At 38.7% G+C, this 18,167-nt stretch carries 14 protein-coding genes; 11 read left to right on the top strand and 3 right to left on the bottom strand.

Features of this window, described 5'->3' with window-relative positions; genetic code table 11:
• Positions 1–532: 532 nt before the first annotated feature.
• From N7Z68_RS17120 to N7Z68_RS17105, 4 genes are all read left to right on the top strand, one after another.
• Positions 533–2,143, top strand: coding sequence for a gamma-glutamyltransferase family protein (locus tag N7Z68_RS17120; RefSeq protein WP_275119698.1), 1,611 nt, complete (start codon positions 533–535; stop codon positions 2,141–2,143).
• A gap of 18 nt (positions 2,144–2,161) precedes the next feature.
• A complete protein-coding gene (locus N7Z68_RS17115) occupies positions 2,162–4,303 on the top strand; it encodes a M20/M25/M40 family metallo-hydrolase (protein ID WP_275119697.1) in 2,142 nt (713 codons plus the stop codon).
• Between the two features lies 1 nt (position 4,304).
• On the top strand, positions 4,305–5,138 hold the full coding sequence (locus N7Z68_RS17110) for an N-formylglutamate amidohydrolase (protein ID WP_275119696.1): 834 nt from the start codon (positions 4,305–4,307) through the stop codon (positions 5,136–5,138).
• 222 nt (positions 5,139–5,360) lie between these two features.
• Positions 5,361–6,050 (top strand): hypothetical protein, encoded by a 690-nt coding sequence (locus N7Z68_RS17105; protein ID WP_275119695.1) that lies wholly within the window; start codon positions 5,361–5,363, stop codon positions 6,048–6,050.
• A gap of 335 nt (positions 6,051–6,385) precedes the next feature.
• On the opposite strand, the gene N7Z68_RS17100 is transcribed toward N7Z68_RS17105, so the two are convergent.
• From N7Z68_RS17100 to N7Z68_RS17090, 3 genes are read right to left on the bottom strand one after another with little or no spacing between them, the layout of a single operon-like run.
• Complete coding sequence (locus N7Z68_RS17100; protein ID WP_275119694.1) at positions 6,386–7,540, bottom strand: Ger(x)C family spore germination protein; 1,155 nt, start codon at positions 7,538–7,540, stop codon at positions 6,386–6,388.
• Positions 7,541–7,542: 2 nt separating this feature from the next.
• The gene (locus N7Z68_RS17095; protein WP_275119693.1) at positions 7,543–8,997 is read right to left on the bottom strand and encodes a spore germination protein; all 1,455 of its coding nucleotides are present in this window, start codon (positions 8,995–8,997) and stop codon (positions 7,543–7,545) included.
• Positions 8,963–10,075, bottom strand: coding sequence for a GerAB/ArcD/ProY family transporter (locus N7Z68_RS17090; RefSeq protein WP_275119692.1), 1,113 nt, complete (start codon positions 10,073–10,075; stop codon positions 8,963–8,965). Before N7Z68_RS17090 ends, N7Z68_RS17095 begins: the two co-directional genes overlap by 35 nt.
• A gap of 195 nt (positions 10,076–10,270) precedes the next feature.
• Between N7Z68_RS17090 and N7Z68_RS17085 the strand changes: the two genes are divergently transcribed.
• The 7 genes from N7Z68_RS17085 (at position 10,271) to N7Z68_RS17055 (ending at position 18,144) form a co-directional block, all read left to right on the top strand.
• Positions 10,271–10,987, top strand: a complete 717-nt coding sequence (locus N7Z68_RS17085; protein WP_275119691.1) for a hypothetical protein — start codon at positions 10,271–10,273, stop codon at positions 10,985–10,987.
• A gap of 285 nt (positions 10,988–11,272) precedes the next feature.
• Complete coding sequence (locus N7Z68_RS17080; RefSeq protein ID WP_275119690.1) at positions 11,273–12,622, top strand: YeiH family protein; 1,350 nt, start codon at positions 11,273–11,275, stop codon at positions 12,620–12,622.
• Positions 12,623–12,633: 11 nt separating this feature from the next.
• Positions 12,634–12,810, top strand: a complete 177-nt coding sequence (locus N7Z68_RS17075) for a hypothetical protein (protein ID WP_275119689.1) — start codon at positions 12,634–12,636, stop codon at positions 12,808–12,810.
• A gap of 155 nt (positions 12,811–12,965) precedes the next feature.
• The gene (locus tag N7Z68_RS17070) at positions 12,966–13,451 is read left to right on the top strand and encodes an antibiotic biosynthesis monooxygenase family protein (protein WP_275119688.1); all 486 of its coding nucleotides are present in this window, start codon (positions 12,966–12,968) and stop codon (positions 13,449–13,451) included.
• Between the two features lie 545 nt (positions 13,452–13,996).
• Entirely contained in the window at positions 13,997–14,542 is a 546-nt protein-coding gene (locus N7Z68_RS17065; RefSeq protein ID WP_275119687.1) for a sigma-70 family RNA polymerase sigma factor, read from the top strand.
• Positions 14,535–15,824, top strand: coding sequence for a DUF4179 domain-containing protein (locus N7Z68_RS17060; protein WP_275119686.1), 1,290 nt, complete (start codon positions 14,535–14,537; stop codon positions 15,822–15,824). The genes N7Z68_RS17065 and N7Z68_RS17060 overlap by 8 nt, the downstream gene beginning before the upstream one ends.
• 304 nt (positions 15,825–16,128) lie before the next feature.
• Positions 16,129–18,144 carry a methyl-accepting chemotaxis protein gene (locus N7Z68_RS17055; protein ID WP_275119685.1) on the top strand — a complete coding sequence of 672 codons (2,016 nt, stop codon included), beginning with the start codon at positions 16,129–16,131 and terminating at the stop codon, positions 18,142–18,144.
• The last annotated feature ends 23 nt before the right edge of the window (positions 18,145–18,167 follow it).

Genomic DNA, 18,167 nt, shown 5'->3' with positions numbered 1-18,167 from the left:
ATTTTGTTGTATAGTTTAACCATTGGAACGCAGCAATGGTTAGTGTTTGCAAAAAATGAATATAACAATGAATCGGACGATGAACGAGAGGACAGGCGAAAGCTTGTTCTTTTTTATTTAGTTAAAAGTTTGTCGAACCCTTCAAGTAGGTGTCCTCAAAAAAGAACTGTAAATTCCTTCTATATATAAAAATATCACTCGGACAAGCGCATTTTGTAACCAATTTAACATAAAATAATCTACGCTTAAGTGATTTATATTGTGGTAAAATATTCAAGAATAAGAAAATTATTTATCCCGTTTAACTGGCGCTAAAACTCCCACTTCAAGCATGTTAGGAAGCAAAATAGGCTAAGTGGAAGAGGATTGAACACAGACTAAGGTCGCCACGTCCTGTGGCAACGTCTGTGTGACCCACATCGTGTGGGCCTCAGTAACAACCCGATTCGTTCAACTAATTTTCAGTGGCGAATGAGCAAACCCCACTAAAAAAGTTTCACTTTATCTTCTAAAGAAAGTATGGCGAACACGAATGAAAAAAACAAAAGATTATACGGCGAACAGTTTGTATGGCATGGTTTCGACAGCTTCGAAGCCCGCGACAGATGCTGGCGTTGAGATGCTGGAAAAAGGCGGTAATGCGGTGGATGCTGCTGTTGCAGCCGCTCTTTGTTTGGGGGTTACCGAACCGCAAGCTTCAGGGATTGGCGGGCAATCGATGGCGTTGCTTTATTTAAAGGAAGATGATCGCGTATTTGCTTTAGACGGATCCTCGCGTGCTCCTTTCAATGTTCAACCGATGAAAACACCAGAAAAACCGATTAAACTAGGACTGAAATCAACGACCGTTCCATCTACACCTGCCACTTTAGGATATATGCAAGAATCGTATGGCAAGCTGACATTTGCTGAAGTCGCAGCGCCAGCGATCCGTGCAGCCAAAGAAGGCTTTACTGTTTCTCCATTAATCCACAAGTTACTCAAAAAAGAAGCGGATCATTTACGTGAAGACCCTTCCATTGTCAAAAACTATTTTGAGAATGGTGAACCGAAAAATACGGGTCAACTCATCCAGCAGCCAGAACTTGCAACCACCCTAGAAACGATGGTGGAAAGAGGCTGGCAAGATTTTTATGTAGGTACGATCGGGCAACAAATAATCGAGGATATGAAAAATCGAGACGGCTTAATAACAGAAGCTGATCTATGTCAAATCCCGCTTCCTGTAGAAAGAGATGTGCTTTCGAGCAGCTACAGAGGGTACGACCTTTATACTTTCCCGCCTCCTGGAGCAGGAAGAGTGCTCATTCAAATTTTAAATACATTAGAAAGCTTTTCTCCTGACATACTGAATACAGAGGAGCCGATCGGTGCCGTTCTCTCTGCTTTAGCGTTCCAATTTGCGCTAACGAATCGACAGAACATGCCGATCCATCCTGATTATTATTTACAAACCGTTAATAATCTCATGTTGGATAAAGAATATGCAGCAGAAGTCGCTCAACTCATTACTAGAATTGCCGAAACAAATTTACCAGATTTGTATCCAGCACCTCCTACTTCAGGTGAAACAACTCATCTTTCAGTAGCAGACAGAGACGGAAATGCAATCGGAATCACTCAATCGATTGAACTCGTATTTGGTAGTAAACGAATGGCTGAAGGGCTTGGCTTCTTTTACAACAACTATATGAGTGCGTTCGATTATAAAAATATGACCCATCCCTATTATCTTTTACCCGGCGGAAAGCCTTGGAGCAGTGTCGCACCGACGCTTATTTTTAAAGAAGGTACACCAAGATTTTTACTAGGCAGTCCAGGTAGCAGCCGCATTTCGACTTCGCTGGCGCAAGTGATTACAAGATTAATTGACCGTAACGAAAACTTAGATGCAGCCATTGCCGCGCCGAGGTTTCATTCTTCAGACACTGGACAGCTTTTAATTGAAAAAGCAAGATTTACTGAGGATGTCTTATCAGCACTAACAAATACCGGGTTTGAATTAAAACGAAGAGGGGCTTATAGTTTTTACCTAGGCTGTGTCCAAGGCATACAGTTCCCGAAAAAACGGGACGAACCATTTTATGGAGTGGCCGACCTGCGAAGAGATGGAACAGCAAAAGGACCAGATACATTAACCTAATAGAAGGGTGAGGGCGTAATGAAAATTGCAATTGTCTACAACCGTGAAAGTCAAGCTGTTATTAATTTATTCGGAAAACAAAACCGGGAAAAATACGGCCTTGAAACGATTCGAAACATTAAGGAAGCCTTAGTTGCAGGCGGCCATCAAGTAAAGACGTTTGAAGGAGATAAAAACATCATTGCGAAGCTGGAAGAATTCATGCCGTCTGTTGTGTCCGGCGAACGACCTGGTCTTGTTTTTAACTTAAGCTATGGTATTCAAGGAAAAGGTCGTTACATGCACATCCCAGGAATTTTAGAAATGCTTGGAATTCCTTATGTCGGCTCAGGACCAGAAACGCACGCTTTAGCATTGGATAAAGTTGTTACGAAAATGATTTTAATTCAAAGAGGACTTCCTACACCTAAATTTACTGTCATGGAAAAGCCGGACTCGCCGATCATGGATAACTTAAAATACCCTCTCATTGTAAAACCAAAAGATGAAGCCGTCTCATTCGGACTTAAAGTCGTTCACAATGAAGAAGAGCTGCGAGCTGGTGTTCAATTGATCTATGAAACGTTCCAAGCCCCGACATTAGTTGAGGAATACATCGAAGGGAGAGAAGTTAACGTTGGGCTTCTTGGAAACAATCCGGTTGAAGCTCTTCTGCCCGTAGAACTGGTCTTCGGTGAAGGAGAACAGATCTATACATACGAAGATAAAAAGAACAAAAGCGGAAGAACTGTACAAAAGGTATGTCCAGCGCCGCTTTCTGAAGAACAAACGAAAGAAATTCAACAGCTGGCGATCGATACATTTAACGCATTAGGCTGCTATGACAGTGCTCGTGTTGACTTCCGTATTGATAAAGATGGAAAACCATACATTCTAGAAGTGAATTCGATGGCGAGCTTAGGGGCTGACGGCTCTTTTGTCTACGCGGCCGAAACGATGGGGTTAAGCTATGCAGATTTAATGAACAAGCTGATCGACATCACGAACGAGCGGTATTTTGGTCCTTATTTTGTTGATAACAATATAGAAGAAGGCAAAGACCAACTAGAACTCATTTCAACGATTACACAAAAACGCGATAAAATTGAAGCTGATCTAAAACGTTGGACAAACATTTCGAGTTGGACAGAAGATCCTGTCGGGTTAAGCACAATTCGCAGACGTTTAGAAGAGCGGTTAAAAGCTTTAGACTTACAACCCGTAGAAGAACACACGAACGGACGATCCGCTTGGACGTGGGAAACAAAAGAAGGCTTTGAAGATGGAACGTTACTCGTCATTCCAATCGATATCCCTGGAGAGCGAACAGGCTTTCCGATTCCGTACCGCACCGAGCAAGAATGGATTTACGGGGAAGGTGTAGCTTCGAGCCGCGGAGGTCTTGTTACCATATTAACGGCCTTAGAAGCACTTGACGCACAAGGGTTGCTGTCAGAAAAGAAAGTCGGTGTCTATTTTTATTCGGACGAAGGAAGAGGGATGCGCTACAGCAATTCAACCCTACGAAAAGCAGCACAAAAATCTAAACAGGTCATTGTCCTGCAACCTGGATTTACAAATGGGAAAATTGCCGACCAACGCCGAGGGTCGAAACATTACAGCATTATCGTGGAAGGCGATCCGATGCGAATTGGGAAGCAAACAAATGAAACCGATGTACTTAGCGATTTTATTCAAAAAGCAGAAAAACTTAAGAAATTTAGCAGTCGTAATAAAAAATTAACCGTGGCTGTTCAAGACGTACGTTCGCAACGCTACAGTGTGTTATTGCCACATCGCGTTCATGCAACCGTCGTTGTCACGTATGTAGACGAAAAGCTAGCTGAAGATGTAGAAAAACAGATCCGAGAAACGTTTACATCCAAGTCTAGCGCCATGCGAGCTTACGTTGAAACATTAGTTGAACGACCGCCATTATTACGTAAGCATAATAACCCGATGATTACACACTTGCAAGAATTAAGCAGTAAATGGAACTTGCCATTTGGAATGGAATCGAGTCTTCTCGCGACGGCTGCTGGAGAAATCCCAACGAATATTCCTGTCGTGTGTGGTTTCGCGCCGGCTAGTAAAAATTTATATACACCGACCGAAGCGATCCATCGAAGTGAATTAATTCAACGTTCGTTACTACTCGGGTTGTTTTTACTGGAACAATAAGATGGAAGTTATGAAAAAGAAATTACCTATTGTGATATCAGTTCCCCACGGGGGACTGATGATCCCAACGAATCTAATCAAGAAATGCTTGCTTACACCAGAGGAAGTTTTACTCGATTGTGACACATGGTCTCATGAGATTTATGACTTTGATGGAATGGTCGAAGAGTTTGTCGACACACCCATCGCGCGTATTGTTGTTGATATGAACCGCGACCTGCATGATCTGCCACCACAAAATCCCGATGGCGTCGTGAAAACGTTGTCTGTCGTCCAAAAGCCTGTGTGGAATACAGAAGACGGCGGTTTATCGGAAGCAGAAATTGAAGTTTTACTGGAAGATTACTATTCAAACTACCATCAACAGCTAGAAGCATCAGCCAATAATCCTAACGTTGTGCTAGGAATAGACTGTCATACGATGCTCGATGTCGGTCCCGTCGCCATAGGGGCAAATTGGGAGAAGCGCCCGCTGTTTTGTCTCGGTAACCGCGGGTCTGAAACCGGCCACTCAATAGGCGAGCCGATCACAGCACCCGTTGAAACGTTGGAAAAATTGAAGGCGTTACTTGAAGAAAAATTCAGTGACTATAAAGACGAAGCTGAAGGTATGCCACTCGTCACACTCAATCAGCCATTTGCTGGCGGTTATATTACGAGGCACCATGGCAACAAAGGCAACATCCCGTGGATCCAACTAGAGATCAACCGCTGCATGTATTTACCTAAGCCATCCGAAAAACTAAAAGTCATCCCGCCCAAGGAGACACAAATCAAACTCAAAAAGTTCCGTGATGATTTGTATGAGGTTTTTAAAGAGTTGGTTGAGGAGTAGAGTATAGATTAATCTGATCACTCACACACGAAGAATGTTTCAATTGAGTTCCCGTTACTATTGAAAACCTAAATATAATTGAACTAAAAAATAGACTATCAATTTTATGTTAAATTGATGGTCTTTTTTTAATTGATATTTAATTTTTCCTTACACATTCAATTTCCAATATGGTTAAATATGTATATAGCGCTAATTATTTTCCTTTCTAGAGGAGGGTGTATGAGAGACCATACCATACAAAACCGTCTTAAACGGTATCTATTAGATCGACTTCAATTATTAAAAATAGAAGAATTAGATTTGCCGGCGCAAGCAAAGGATGAGTTTGATGACATATATCACCATTCAATACTACCAGGTGAAGGAAAGTTTATTTCTTATAAAAGTGACTACCCGGTCTATCAGTTTTTAAATTATCTCATTGAGAATAAAAATGTATTAGTGCATGGTTCTAATAACCACATGATCGATAGCTTCGAACCAAAAGAAAGTACGCTTTTTAATGGGAGGCCAATAAAAGCTGTGTTTGCCGCAAGTGATGGCGTATGGTCATTATTTTTTTCTGTTAAAAATCGAAGAGACTATGCAGGTTCATTAAGAAATCTTTGCTTGACTGTTCCAACAAAGAAAGGCATCAGACGTTACTATTATTTTTCTATTATTAATGAAGAGGTAGAGGACATTTGGACATCTGGAACCATTTATATTTTACCTAAAGATCAGTTTAATCGAGGTGGAATTAGGGATGAGTGGGTATGTGAACAAAATGTAAAGCCACTGGCGAAACTATCCGTGGCCTCAACGGATTTCCCTTTTATAGAAGAAATCAGAACACATGCAGAGAGTGAGTCTATTTTAAAAACCATATTAAAAGCTTTGTTTTTCAAAAGAAACAACAACTCAAAATAGTTGACTTAAACTCTTGAACATCGCGGGAACGGAAGCGGACTCCAGAGGCCCTTATTTGTGACAAAACCAGTGTTTTCAAGAGTTTAGGGACCCCAGAAGCTCTTATTCACTGAAAAAACCATCTTTCACACAGTAAAAATGACAAATAAGGGCCTGTCAGTGCCCTAACATTACTAAAATGGTAGATTTGGAGGAAATAAGGGCTTCTCAGTCCCCTAAAAGTCAATCGTACCTTATTTCTGCCTGTCCAACGTTTTTATTTATGACAAACAAACTACGATCCATTAAGTTTTAACGGACTTGGAAGCTCGCTCTTATTACCCCAATCAGGAGAATTACTCATCCACCTGAACTTGTTTGTTTTTGAAAGCCCCTGAATGTAGCAGCGTAACATCAACTACTATATCGTCTAATAGTTGATCATGTAAAAAATCATCATTCTTTAATTTTGTCCATTCTTCTTTTCTTGTTTTATAAACCAAATGCTCTAAATTTAGAAAATCGATATTTTCCTCAACGCCTAACTGATATAACTCCTGAATTTGTTTTGCAATACTTTCGTTTGTTTCCTGTTCCATTTCCCTTAATTTAGTCAATCCCGCTAACTCATTGCCTATACTTCCTTCACCTTTCATGACGACTTGAAATTGATACGTATCTTGATGTTCTTGCAGAATAACTTCAGTGTCTATATGGTCCATTACAACAAGAAATTCTGCATTTTCCTTACTAGCAACTAGTAGGGATGCGCGCATTGTTTCAGGAGCAACCCAGCGAAGTCCTTTTAATTGGTCTAAATTGAAAAATCCTTTGTATTTTAAATTTTGAATAAAGAAGGCGCCATTTAACGCTAGTTTAGGCTCATCCTCTTGCCCTTTTTGCCAATGATCCTTGTTTATTGTTAGGGAGGGAATATAAGTAGTTTGAGCGGGCTCGAAAATTTCTCTTCCAAATTGGTTTACCTTAATCGGTCTTACTAAAGAACTTTGCTCGAAAAGTCTTTGTGGATTGTGTAAAACCGTTTCTAGCGAAGTGCGTTCGAAAAAACCGAGAGTTGTTAACATCTCATCTAGTGGCTCATTTGTTCCAAATACCCATGGTGTTAATCGAAATTCATAATACCTTGTTAAGCCATCAAAAATATTTTCAATTCCTTCTTCTAAAGCCGACTCACTCAGGAGAATGGTTGTCATATGAGACCAAATAAACCGATTTTGGCCTGACTCATACACTCTAAAGAAAGCTTCAATAAAAGTAGGTCCTGTAACGTCAGAAACATAAGTTAACGGCGGACTTTCCTGACCTTCTGTACTAGCAACAGATGCTAAGTTAATTAATTGAATAAATAAATGGTACTCACCTTCTTTATAGTCTACACCGATGGCGGTTGCATAATTAAGATTTTGAATTTCTTTCATATCCGTAGTACATCCAGATATAATGAGTAATCCAATCAGGAGGCAGTAAAAAATCCTAGATCCTACGTTCAATTTTATTCTCTCCTTCTCCTCATTTGAATGGTAGGCGACGTGAAATCTTTTCTTTTAAATGGATTCGTCAAAAAAGCATTTAAGTAGTCCCTAAAACGTAGAGAGGAAATGGGTTCAAGATAAGATAGGCGAAACGATTCTAATTGTGCTAAATAAATAATAATACTTAAAAAAGCAAGGACAAATCCATATACACCTAAAAAGAGGGAAATGATCATTGAATATATACGTAAAATGGTAACAGTCCCTGTTAGTGATTGATTGACCAGAGTATAGGTTGCTACAGCAGATATAGCAATTACAACGAGTAAGGTTGGTGAAGTCAATCCAGCTCGAATGGCAGCATCACCGATAATGAGCCCGCCAACAATAGAGATCGTTTGTCCTACAGCTGAGGGCATTCGAATGACAGCCTCTCTAAGGATCTCAAATAATAAAAGGATAAAAAAAGCTTCTAACGGTAATGAAAATGGTAAACCTTCTCGAGATATAACAATTGTCGCAAGAAGAGAAAATGGAAGCTGATCTAAATTTACAGTCGTAATGGCAATATAAAAACCTGGAGCAAATATAGATATGGCTAACCCGATAAAACGAATTAACCTTTGTAAAGCTACAATAGAATAAGGGAAATGAACATCCTCCGGTGATTTCAACATAGCAAACAAGTTGATAGGACCGATTAAAACAGAAGGTGAACCATCTACAATCACAACGAAACGACCACGTAACAAGCATTCAATAGCATAATCTGCACGAGTGATATAGTCGAAGTGAGGAAAAATAGAAAACGTTCGATCTGAAATCCATTGTTCTAACTGACCCGAACTTAATAAACTTTCTGTTTCTAACGTTTCTAATCGATTTCTAATTTCCTCTAAGATTTCAGTATTTATTTTGTTGCTAAGATAAAGTAAGGATACTTTTGTTTTACTCAAACTACCTATTTCAAATTGTTCATTATGTAACGTTTCTGACTTGACTCTCTTTCGAATAAGAGAGATATTTATAGGCAGTTCCTCTGTAAACCCATCTCTGGGCCCCTTTAAAGAAATTTCAGTTTTTGATTCCTCAGGAGACCTTGATGGGACCTTAGAAATATCGACTGCATAAACATGTGAATCTTGATTAATGTAAAAAATTAAAAATCCTGAGAAAACTTTATCGACGATTTTCTCCATATTTTCAACTAAGATAATCGGTGGTAAATCCTTCTTATCTCCCTCAAGACCTTCCACTATATACGCTGCTACTTTATTGAAATAGTCATTAAGCTGAGTCATATCCACCATACCTTCACAAATAAAGGCGGTTACATCCGGTTGTTTTTCAATAGGTAAAAATGAAATATCTGCTGAACTTTCAAAAAAAGATTTTAAGTCTTCTTTAACCAATTCTCCCTTGCTTAACATTTCATTGATTTTAGTAATTTTCATCTGTTGTTCGTTGTCTCTCATAACTTTGGGGACCCTTTCTTTTTGTGAAATAACCTACAGTTAAAAGTGTTAAAGTAATCCCTATACCAAATAAAACGACGAAAGGATAGAAATAATTTCTTAAGATGGTTTGCATCCAAATATCACTAACATGAAAAAACATGACTAAAGAATAAACAACAGCAGTCGAGATGATATATAACCATTTTCTCTTAACCGTGCGAAGTTTAAAAATATTGCCAACCAAATAAAAGCAGAGTGATATTCGAATTACAGCACCACATAGTAACTGAAAGACAGCTAATGCATCAACGTGTGATATATGTTCACCTAATTCAACTAAACGCCACTGTTCAAAAGCAGGAAACCGTAAATCAGCTGCAATATTAGGACCAAATGCCACAATCGAACCTATCGTTGGTCCTAGTACGAGTCCTGTTAATAAGGTAATTAAGATAAATATAAATAAAAAGGAGACCGGTTTATTAAAGTATTGCTGCAGTAAAAAAAGGATCAATAAATCAACACTTCCCCCTAGAACAATAAGTACACCATGAACGATAGAAACATGATCGGTATCAAATAGAGGGAATAAAAAAGAATAATCTTTTTTATCCATTGTCGTAATTGCCACGAAATGCCCAAGAGCCCATACAATCGGTAAAATGAATGCTGATGTATAGACAATCGTTTTAAGAGATGTTGTAGCGGCCCATATACATAAAAAGAGAAAAGGGATAACGAGATATCCTGTAGGCGTCAATGGCAGAAAATAAATTTTCACGGATACGACTAAATCATAAAAAGAAATAAAGCCAATGATTATAATATATAAGAAAAATAACAATAGAATAATATTCGAAACCCCTTTTCCGGCTCTCGAATGTACCCAGTCTCCTAAAGGGACTCTCTCAGGATTTCTTTTGAATATAGATGAAAGGATTTTCCCCCATAAAAGAAGAATAATATAACTGATTAAGACACAAATCCAAGCATCTCGCTTTGCGACACCTAATAAATGCGGAATAATTAACACATGATTGGAAATGCCAATAAAAAGGAGCAATACAAATACAATTTGGATACGCGAGAAGGTCAAATCAGATCCTCCTATTAATAATTTGTGTTAGTGTTTGTAAATATTTCTACTTTATGTATTCATCAACAAGAGATAGCTTATTAGCCGGAATACGATGCTGGATCATATAAATATACTTACATCATGTGTTTTGCATATAGCAAAAATCCATTACTAATTAGTAGCAGAATATAGAGGAAATGTAGGAGAATTGACTTGAAAATATTAAAATCTTTCGTTTTATACACATTAGCTATCATACTAATCGTTATCTTGACGATCGCGATCTATCTAATAATTGTAGCGTTACAAGGTATGTTGTTTGTACCTGAAGACTACATGATGTGGATTTTTAAATATCCTGCTTCAAGGTTCGTGCTTGTATACGAAATCCTACTCATTATAAGTTTCTTTTACCTGCTGAATCGACGAACGAAAAAGTTAGCCCATAAAGAACCGTTCCCGGCCCAGAAAGCATGGAGGCAGCGAAATAAAAAACGCATTTACATCATTTTTATCATGATCAACATCGTATTGTTTTATATGATCCTAACATCTGTCACTGTCATTACGAATACTAAAATCATCGATTATTCCTATCTTGCACCGCAGGGGAAGGAATATAGCTACCAGGATATTGCTCAGATTCATACAGGGGTGTTTGGGGACCAATTTTACTTGCCTTTTACACATTCAAAAGGACAATTCTATTACATTATTGAGTTAAAAGATGGTTCGAAAATTGATTTAACAGAGGTGGGTGGAGTAAAAGATAATGAGCATGAATACTTCATGATAGCTGAACTCGATAGCCAGCTCGTAAACCTGAATATCCCAAAAGTGGCGAGTATGGACAACTTTCACTACAGTACAGATCACTTAGATCAGAAGTATACTGACCAAATTCGGAAAATTATCAAGAATACAAATTAAGAAGCGGAAGGCTAGGAGATCATCGGATTTCCTAGCCTTTTTGTGATGGTGTCATTCTCATATTACGACCCTAAAAAACAATAATGACAGTCGATTAAACTTGAAATCATCCACAGGATGGAAAAAAAGAATGTAAATTCCAGAAAAGTATTGACACCTGTTAAAGTATAGTAATATTATAAAACGTATAAGATTACTCGGATATAAAAGTACTGACTGGAAAAACCAGAGGTCCTTCTTCCTGTTAGAGTAAGTGACAACATTATATTGTAGGAGGATCATCAAATGTTACCGAATTTAAAAGATAAACAACAAGAAGTGAACGTACCTTCAAACGAAGGCAAGAAAAGAAGTTGGAACACTGAAGATTGGTGGGCCGTTTGGTTAGGTTTTGGCGTTATATTTTTAGTCCTTATCAATTTTATACCTAAACCTACATTACCTGCTCGCTGGGGGTCAGGTGATCAACAAGGAATTTTAAACACGATACCAAGTGATGGTTTCATACCTGTAATCATTACCGGAATGGTTGCCTTATTCATTTTTTACGTGGCCATACGCTTTTTAAAGAAAGAAATTAGTAATCAGTTTCTAGTAGCATTTCCAGTTCTTTTTACATTAACGTTACTTGCTTACGTACTTGGACAGTATGGACCTTGGCGTCATTACGGGTTTAACGATGTAATCTGGGCGTTAGCCATCGGTTTATTTATTAGTAATGTTTTAAAAACACCTGCGTTTTTAAAGAGCGTTTTGCATACCGAGCTTTATATTAAAGCAGGGTTAGTTTTACTAGGCGCTTCGATCTTATTTGACCGCATGTTAGCTCTTGGTTTGTTAGGGGTTGGGGTCGCTTGGGTAGTCACGCCGATCGTTATTATTGTCATGTACTGGTTCTCGCAGCGTTACTTAAAGATGAACGACCAAAAAGAATTAGCCATAACCATTTCATCTGCCACAGCAGTGTGTGGTGTCTCTGCAGCGATTGCATCAGGAACTGCAGCCAAGGCGAAGAAAGAAGAAATTACACTTGCGATCTCGATCACATTGATTTTTACAATTTTAATGATGTTAGGAATGCCTGCACTTGTTCGATTGTTTGGTATGGATCCGATCGTAGGAGGAGCTTGGCTTGGTGGTACGATTGATGCAACAGGAGCAGTTGTTGCCGCCGGTTCTTTACTAGGCGATGAAGCTATGGAAGTCGCTTCGGTCATTAAGATGGTACAAAACATTTTAATTGGATTTGTGGCAGTAGCCATTGCGATATTCTTCGTATCACGTGTAGAAAATAAAGGAACTTCAAGTCAGAAGAAAGTTACTGGAAAAGAGATTTGGGTCCGTATGCCAAAGTTTATTTTAGGGTTTATCGGTGCCTCACTGATTTTCTCATTTCTATTACCGGATCAAACGGTTGAAGCAGCCTTACCAACTATTGACGGCTATCGTGGTTTATTTTTTACATTAGCGTTTGTCAGCATTGGTTTAGAGTCGAACTTTAAAGAATTAGCAAAAGGCGTTCGGGGTGGAAAACCTATTATTCTATACATTGTCGGACAGCTGTTCAATATCATCTTAACGTTACTTGCAGCGTGGGTGTTCTTTAGCGGAACGTTCTTTACACTGCCATTCTAGGAGATGGAATGATGAAAAAAATGGTAAATTTATTAGGTTTTGTCGTCGTTATTTTTGTCGTAACGTCTGTATTACACCTCTTACCTGGAGCACCTTCAAATGAACCTGGAGCAGGCGACATCTGGTGGATGAATGTTCCTGAGATTAATGAGATGTATGAGAAAATGAACGAGAAGACACAGGAATAGGAAGATGATTGGAAGAACAAAATAGGATGAGGCTGTGTTTAAGGAGCGAACTTAGACACAGTCTTTTTTTTATTATCTCTACAAAATGTATAATACTTGTATATAAAATTTATATATGTGATGATAAAAGAAAATTAGAATGAGGAGTGGAAACGATGTACCTTTATCTCTCAAATAAACCGATGGACGACCCTAATTCATTTACACTATCTGGTGAACAGTCGGTAAAATTTTTATTGGAAAGCGAACAGAGGTTAGACGAGGAAAAAGTAGAGGCTCAGGATACAGTGTATCAACTTTTAGATCGTGTCGGCGAGCTCAAAAAACCGTCATTTATCGTATTTAACAATATTCCTGTTACAGAAGAAGGCAGAAGCACATTTGAAGAACGATTTAGAAACCGTGCCCGTAAAATAGAAGACGAGCCTGGATTTGTTGCCATCCGAGTGTGCCGGCCCCTCAATTCCAATACGTACATTATCATGACTTTTTGGGAGACTGAAGCAGATTTTCAAAATTGGAAAACATCAAATGCCTATAAACACGCCCATAAAAAACGCGGAACATCAGAAGGTATCGACCAACAGCAACCACAAATTTTCCCACGCCCATCCTATGTTGAACTTTATACGGTAGAATAAAAAATTGAGAAAGACAACGGTCAAGAGCTTTATGAAAGCTTTTGACCTTATTTTTTTAGTAGAAAAAAAGTTTATAATAAGAGTGATGAATTGGTAGAATGATAGATTGTTACGTTAATTTGATGAAAGTAATTCTATGTAAATAGAGCGTAAAAGAATTTCGTGCTCAACTTATCTAGTTTTAGGAAAGTCAGGATCAAAAAATCTCATTTTCATGCCTGGTTTATCCAGTATAAGGAAAAGCCAAGCCATAAATCTCATTTTCGCACCCGATTTATCCAGTATAAGGAAATAACAGGCCATAAATCTCATATTCATGCCCACTTTATCCATTTTTAGGAAAATACAGGCCACAAACATATTTTCCACGCCCTATATATCCATTATTAGGAAAAAACGGCTCGCAAATATCATTTTAGCAACAATAGCGTCGGCTCAAAAGTAGTCCCAATTACCGAAAAATCTATTAAAAATATTTTTTATAAAAAAATGAACTTTCTTAAAAGCTGATGACTCTTATAGGGGAGAGGGAGAGAGGTGAAGGCATGAATGTCATTCGATTAGTAAAAAAAGCGAAAAAAGGCAACAAAGAAGCATTGCTCCAATTAATTATGGCTGAAAAAGACGTGTACTATAAGCTAGCTCTCACCTATATGGGGAACTCACACGATGCCATGGATGCAATGGAAGAAATGATCGTAACTCTTTATGAAAAAATTGATCAATTAAAAAAAGAAGACGCCTTCTATAGTTGGAGCAAAACGATCTTAGTGAACTGCTGTAAAACACTACTCCGCAAGCAAAAGAAGGTCGTCCTCATTGAAGAATGGAATACGCCACACGAAAGCGAAACGGGGCATGCGCTAAATGTGAACCCGTATGTTCGGACAGAACGGCAAATCGACATTCAACAACTGTTGCTTCATTTAAATGACCATCAGCAAGAGGCGATCCAATTAAAATATTTTCACGACCTCGACTATCAAACGATAGCAGAGATGACGAATGTGTCTGTTGGAACGGTGAAATCGAGAGTTTTTCAAGGTCTTAAAAAACTAAGAGAGCACTATGGGGGTGAGATGGATGAGTAATATGGAAAAGCGTTTAAAAGAAGAAAGAGAACGGTTGGACCACATGACTGCACCAGCTGAATTAGAAGCGAGATTACGAGGGGCACTAGAGAACCGAACGACGGTTAAAAAAACGAAACGCAAAACACCGCTTTTCGGTGCAGCAGCTGTCGCCTTACTTTTCATGGTCATTGTCGGCTACCATTACAATGGATTTGCTTATTACGGAAAAAAACTGTTTGGGTTTGATGAAGTCATCACAGGTACATTAAAAGAACTAAATGACGATGAGATGGGCCAAATCATAGATAAGCAAAAGCAATTAACAGACGGAACGATATTAACAGTGGACGGAATCATGACCGATGCCAATCAGCTGATCTTGTACTATACATTAACCAATCCGAACGGTCTTTCTTATGAAGAGCATTTCCGATTTTACCGAATGACTGGTTTTCTAACCAACTCCACTGCCGTTGGCGGTCAATCTCTCCTTAATGAAGAGGAGAATGAAATTAAAGGAATGATGTCATTCGAGCCAGTTAGTCCTTTTACAAAAGAATTAACTTTGCACTTTTCTAATCAATGGGAAAATGGACAATTCATCGAAGACACTATTTCTTTTCCGTATAATCCAAATCAAGCGATGCAAACTGAGATTAAACAGTCGATTCGCAAAACTGTAAACGTCGACCAAGGAAAAGTTACCTTTCATTCGATTACAGCAACACCGTCAATGACGGTGATTGACGGAAAGTTACAAGTGGATAATTTTGATCGCGTTAACTATGCATTAGGTGGTATAGAACTAGTGGCTAATGGTGAAGTTGTACAACAACTAGGGGGAGGAAGTACATCGACTATAAGAGGCTATAATTTTGATATCCGCTTTGACGCCTTACCACAGCCATTACAGTCACTTGAACTCGTTATACGAGAGTTTGTCGGTTATGAAACGCTTAACCAAACGGTAAAGCTTAGAACAATTGATAAAGATCCAATTCCACTTTTGGACGATAAATCACTATGGATCACTGACATTTCAACCACTTCTACTGGAGTAGAAATGACAATTGCAACAGAAAATGACGTGATGCTGGACGGTGTCTCCATAAAAGCAGGGGATGAAGTTACCGAGTTACGGACGATCGACAACCAAACCGAATTAAAATTAGAGGATGGAACGCTTCTAAAACAACGAACCTTGTTGTTTGACACCATAGACGAACCCGAACTCTTAATCATAGAAGGAATGCACTACATGAAACGATACAACGAGACCATTGATATACCAATAAAATAAAAAATAATCGGTATGCGGCACCTTTTTAATGGTACCTGCTACCGATTAAATGGTACCAGGTACCTGTCGACCCAATTGACAGGTACCTGGTACTTTTTTTTTGAATGAAACGGCCATTCTTTATTTGAGTTCTTCAGTTACGAAACACTCACATCCACATTAAGTAGTTCAATACTCTTACTAACATCGTAAGCGACCAAACTTTCAGACTAATATAAACTATATGAATATAGTATAAAAGCACCAGTTACCAAATATTTCTGATATACTATTTTTTGAGAATAGATAAGAGAGGAAGAACATCATGTTTAAAAAGATACAGAACAAAATCATGGTGCTAATTGCTGCGATGTTAGTTGTGACTATAGTAACAGTCTCATATGTTACCTACAATCAAACGAGAGATGTTATAGAAACCAGCACCCAGCATGAAGCAAGTAACGTTGTTGACGAGATTACGAGATATGCAAATCAATACCTTGAAGGATTTGCGAACCAACTAATGATGTTTAGTAACGATCAACGAATGATAGAGTACATAACAGCCCTAAACGAAGAAGACAGTGAAACAATTTCTTCGATGCAAAATGCAATTGGTGAGAGTTTTTCAGCGTATATGAAAATGTATGAAAGTATTGACGCATCATTTATCGGTACGCCGACAAAGGTGATGAAAACGTTTCCTGCAACAAGCTTAGGAGATGATTTCGATCCAACAATCCGACCATGGTACATTCAAGCACTAAATAATCCTAACGAAGTCATTTGGACCGATCCTTACCAATCTGCATCAGTTGATGGCGAACTAATCGTTACTGGAGCCAAAGCAGTACTAGATCCCGCAACTGGAAACCTATTAGGTGTCATTGGAATGAACATTTCCCTAGATGGCCTAACAGCGATCGTGAACCAAGTAGATGTTAACTATCAAGGGTTCGCTGCGCTTTTTGATGCAAATGGAACCGCTCTTGTTCATCCCTCATTAACGGGGGAAGATCTCTCAGAAAATGAAACAATTAAACAAATGCTTTCAGGAGATCAAAGCGGATATATCCAGTACCATTTCGATGGTTTAGATCGATTTATGTATTACAGCACAATCCCTGCAACAGGTTGGAAAGTCAATGCCGTGTACATCATCGATAATATGCTGGCTGACTTATATGACATACGAAATAAGATAGTAATGATTGCTTTTGTCATGTTATCGTTATCGCTTATCGTAGCTTACTTTGTTTCTAGGAACATAACGAACCCATTAAAAGCATTGCAATCACATGTTAAAAAAGTTGCGGCAGGTGATTTAACCGTTGAGGCGACGACAAAGTCAAGGGATGAGGTCGCTGAGTTAACGAATAGCTTTAACGAAATGACAAACATCATGAAAGCACTAATTCAATCGGTTCAAACATCTGCCAATGAAGTTAACAATTCCGCGGAGAGCTTAAGTGCAATATCCGAAGAATCGATTGCTTCAAGTGAAGAAGTTTCTTCCGCTGTTGCTGAAATTGCAAGTGGTGCAGTTAAACAAGTCGATGATGTAGAGGATATGAAAAATCGAACGATCGAATTATCGGATCAAATTGAAAAAGTCACAAAAGAAACCTATTCAATGGAAACCGTATCGAACAGCACGAAACAAGTCAGTGAAAACGGGACATTAAAAGTAGATACATTACAGGAAAAAACAGTCGAGGCCAATGAAGTGCTTCACAATGTGGAAAATGTAGTAACCGGTTTATACGAAAAAATTTCCGATATTGAACATGTAATGAGTACAATCAATGGCATTTCTGAGCAAACGAACTTACTTGCTTTAAATGCGAGTATCGAAGCAGCAAGAGCAGGAGAACATGGAAAAGGGTTCGCCGTTGTTGCAAATGAAGTTCGAAAATTAGCAGAGGAATCTTCTCAAGCAACGGTCAGAGTGCGTGAAACGATTAGTGGCATTTTTACGCAATCTGAAAAAGTAAAATCCGAGATTAATCGAACAAAAGAAATTTTCAACTTACAAACCGAAGCAGTCGATGACACACAAGCTGCTTTTAAACAAATTGTAACTTCTATCGAAGACATTGTATCGTCTCTATCGACGATACGCACCGAAGTAGAGATCATGTCGGACCAAAAAGATATGGTGATGGACGGAATTCAAAATATCGCGGCTGTCGCAGAAGAGGCATCTGCTTCCGTTGAAGAGGTTAACGCCGCAAGTGATCAACAAGTCGACGCATTAACACAAGTAGCGAGTTCTGCAGAAGAACTGAACCAAGCAAGTTCCCAGTTACTAGAACTTGTCAAGCAATTCAAAGTTAAATAAACAAACAGCCCATTCATGCCACA

Origin of the sequence: Alkalihalobacterium chitinilyticum (genome assembly GCF_029028005.1) — a bacterium.
Classification (GTDB): domain Bacteria; phylum Bacillota; class Bacilli; order Bacillales; family Bacillaceae_F; genus Alkalihalobacterium; species Alkalihalobacterium chitinilyticum.
This window is presented reverse-complemented; position numbering and strand designations above follow the sequence as displayed.

Excerpts from the sequence above, each read along its gene's own strand:
- N7Z68_RS17120 (WP_275119698.1), top strand. The coding sequence starts at position 533 with ATGAAAAAAACAAAAGATTATACGGCGAACAGTTTGTATGGCATGGTT.
- N7Z68_RS17115 (WP_275119697.1), top strand. The coding sequence starts at position 2,162 with ATGAAAATTGCAATTGTCTACAACCGTGAAAGTCAAGCTGTTATTAAT.
- N7Z68_RS17110 (WP_275119696.1), top strand. The coding sequence starts at position 4,305 with ATGGAAGTTATGAAAAAGAAATTACCTATTGTGATATCAGTTCCCCAC.
- N7Z68_RS17105 (WP_275119695.1), top strand. The coding sequence starts at position 5,361 with ATGAGAGACCATACCATACAAAACCGTCTTAAACGGTATCTATTAGAT.
- N7Z68_RS17095 (WP_275119693.1), bottom strand. The coding sequence starts at position 8,997 with ATGAGAGACAACGAACAACAGATGAAAATTACTAAAATCAATGAAATG.
- N7Z68_RS17080 (WP_275119690.1), top strand. The coding sequence starts at position 11,273 with ATGTTACCGAATTTAAAAGATAAACAACAAGAAGTGAACGTACCTTCA.
- N7Z68_RS17075 (WP_275119689.1), top strand. The coding sequence starts at position 12,634 with ATGAAAAAAATGGTAAATTTATTAGGTTTTGTCGTCGTTATTTTTGTC.
- N7Z68_RS17070 (WP_275119688.1), top strand. The coding sequence starts at position 12,966 with ATGTACCTTTATCTCTCAAATAAACCGATGGACGACCCTAATTCATTT.
- N7Z68_RS17065 (WP_275119687.1), top strand. The coding sequence starts at position 13,997 with ATGAATGTCATTCGATTAGTAAAAAAAGCGAAAAAAGGCAACAAAGAA.
- N7Z68_RS17060 (WP_275119686.1), top strand. The coding sequence starts at position 14,535 with ATGAGTAATATGGAAAAGCGTTTAAAAGAAGAAAGAGAACGGTTGGAC.
- N7Z68_RS17055 (WP_275119685.1), top strand. The coding sequence starts at position 16,129 with ATGTTTAAAAAGATACAGAACAAAATCATGGTGCTAATTGCTGCGATG.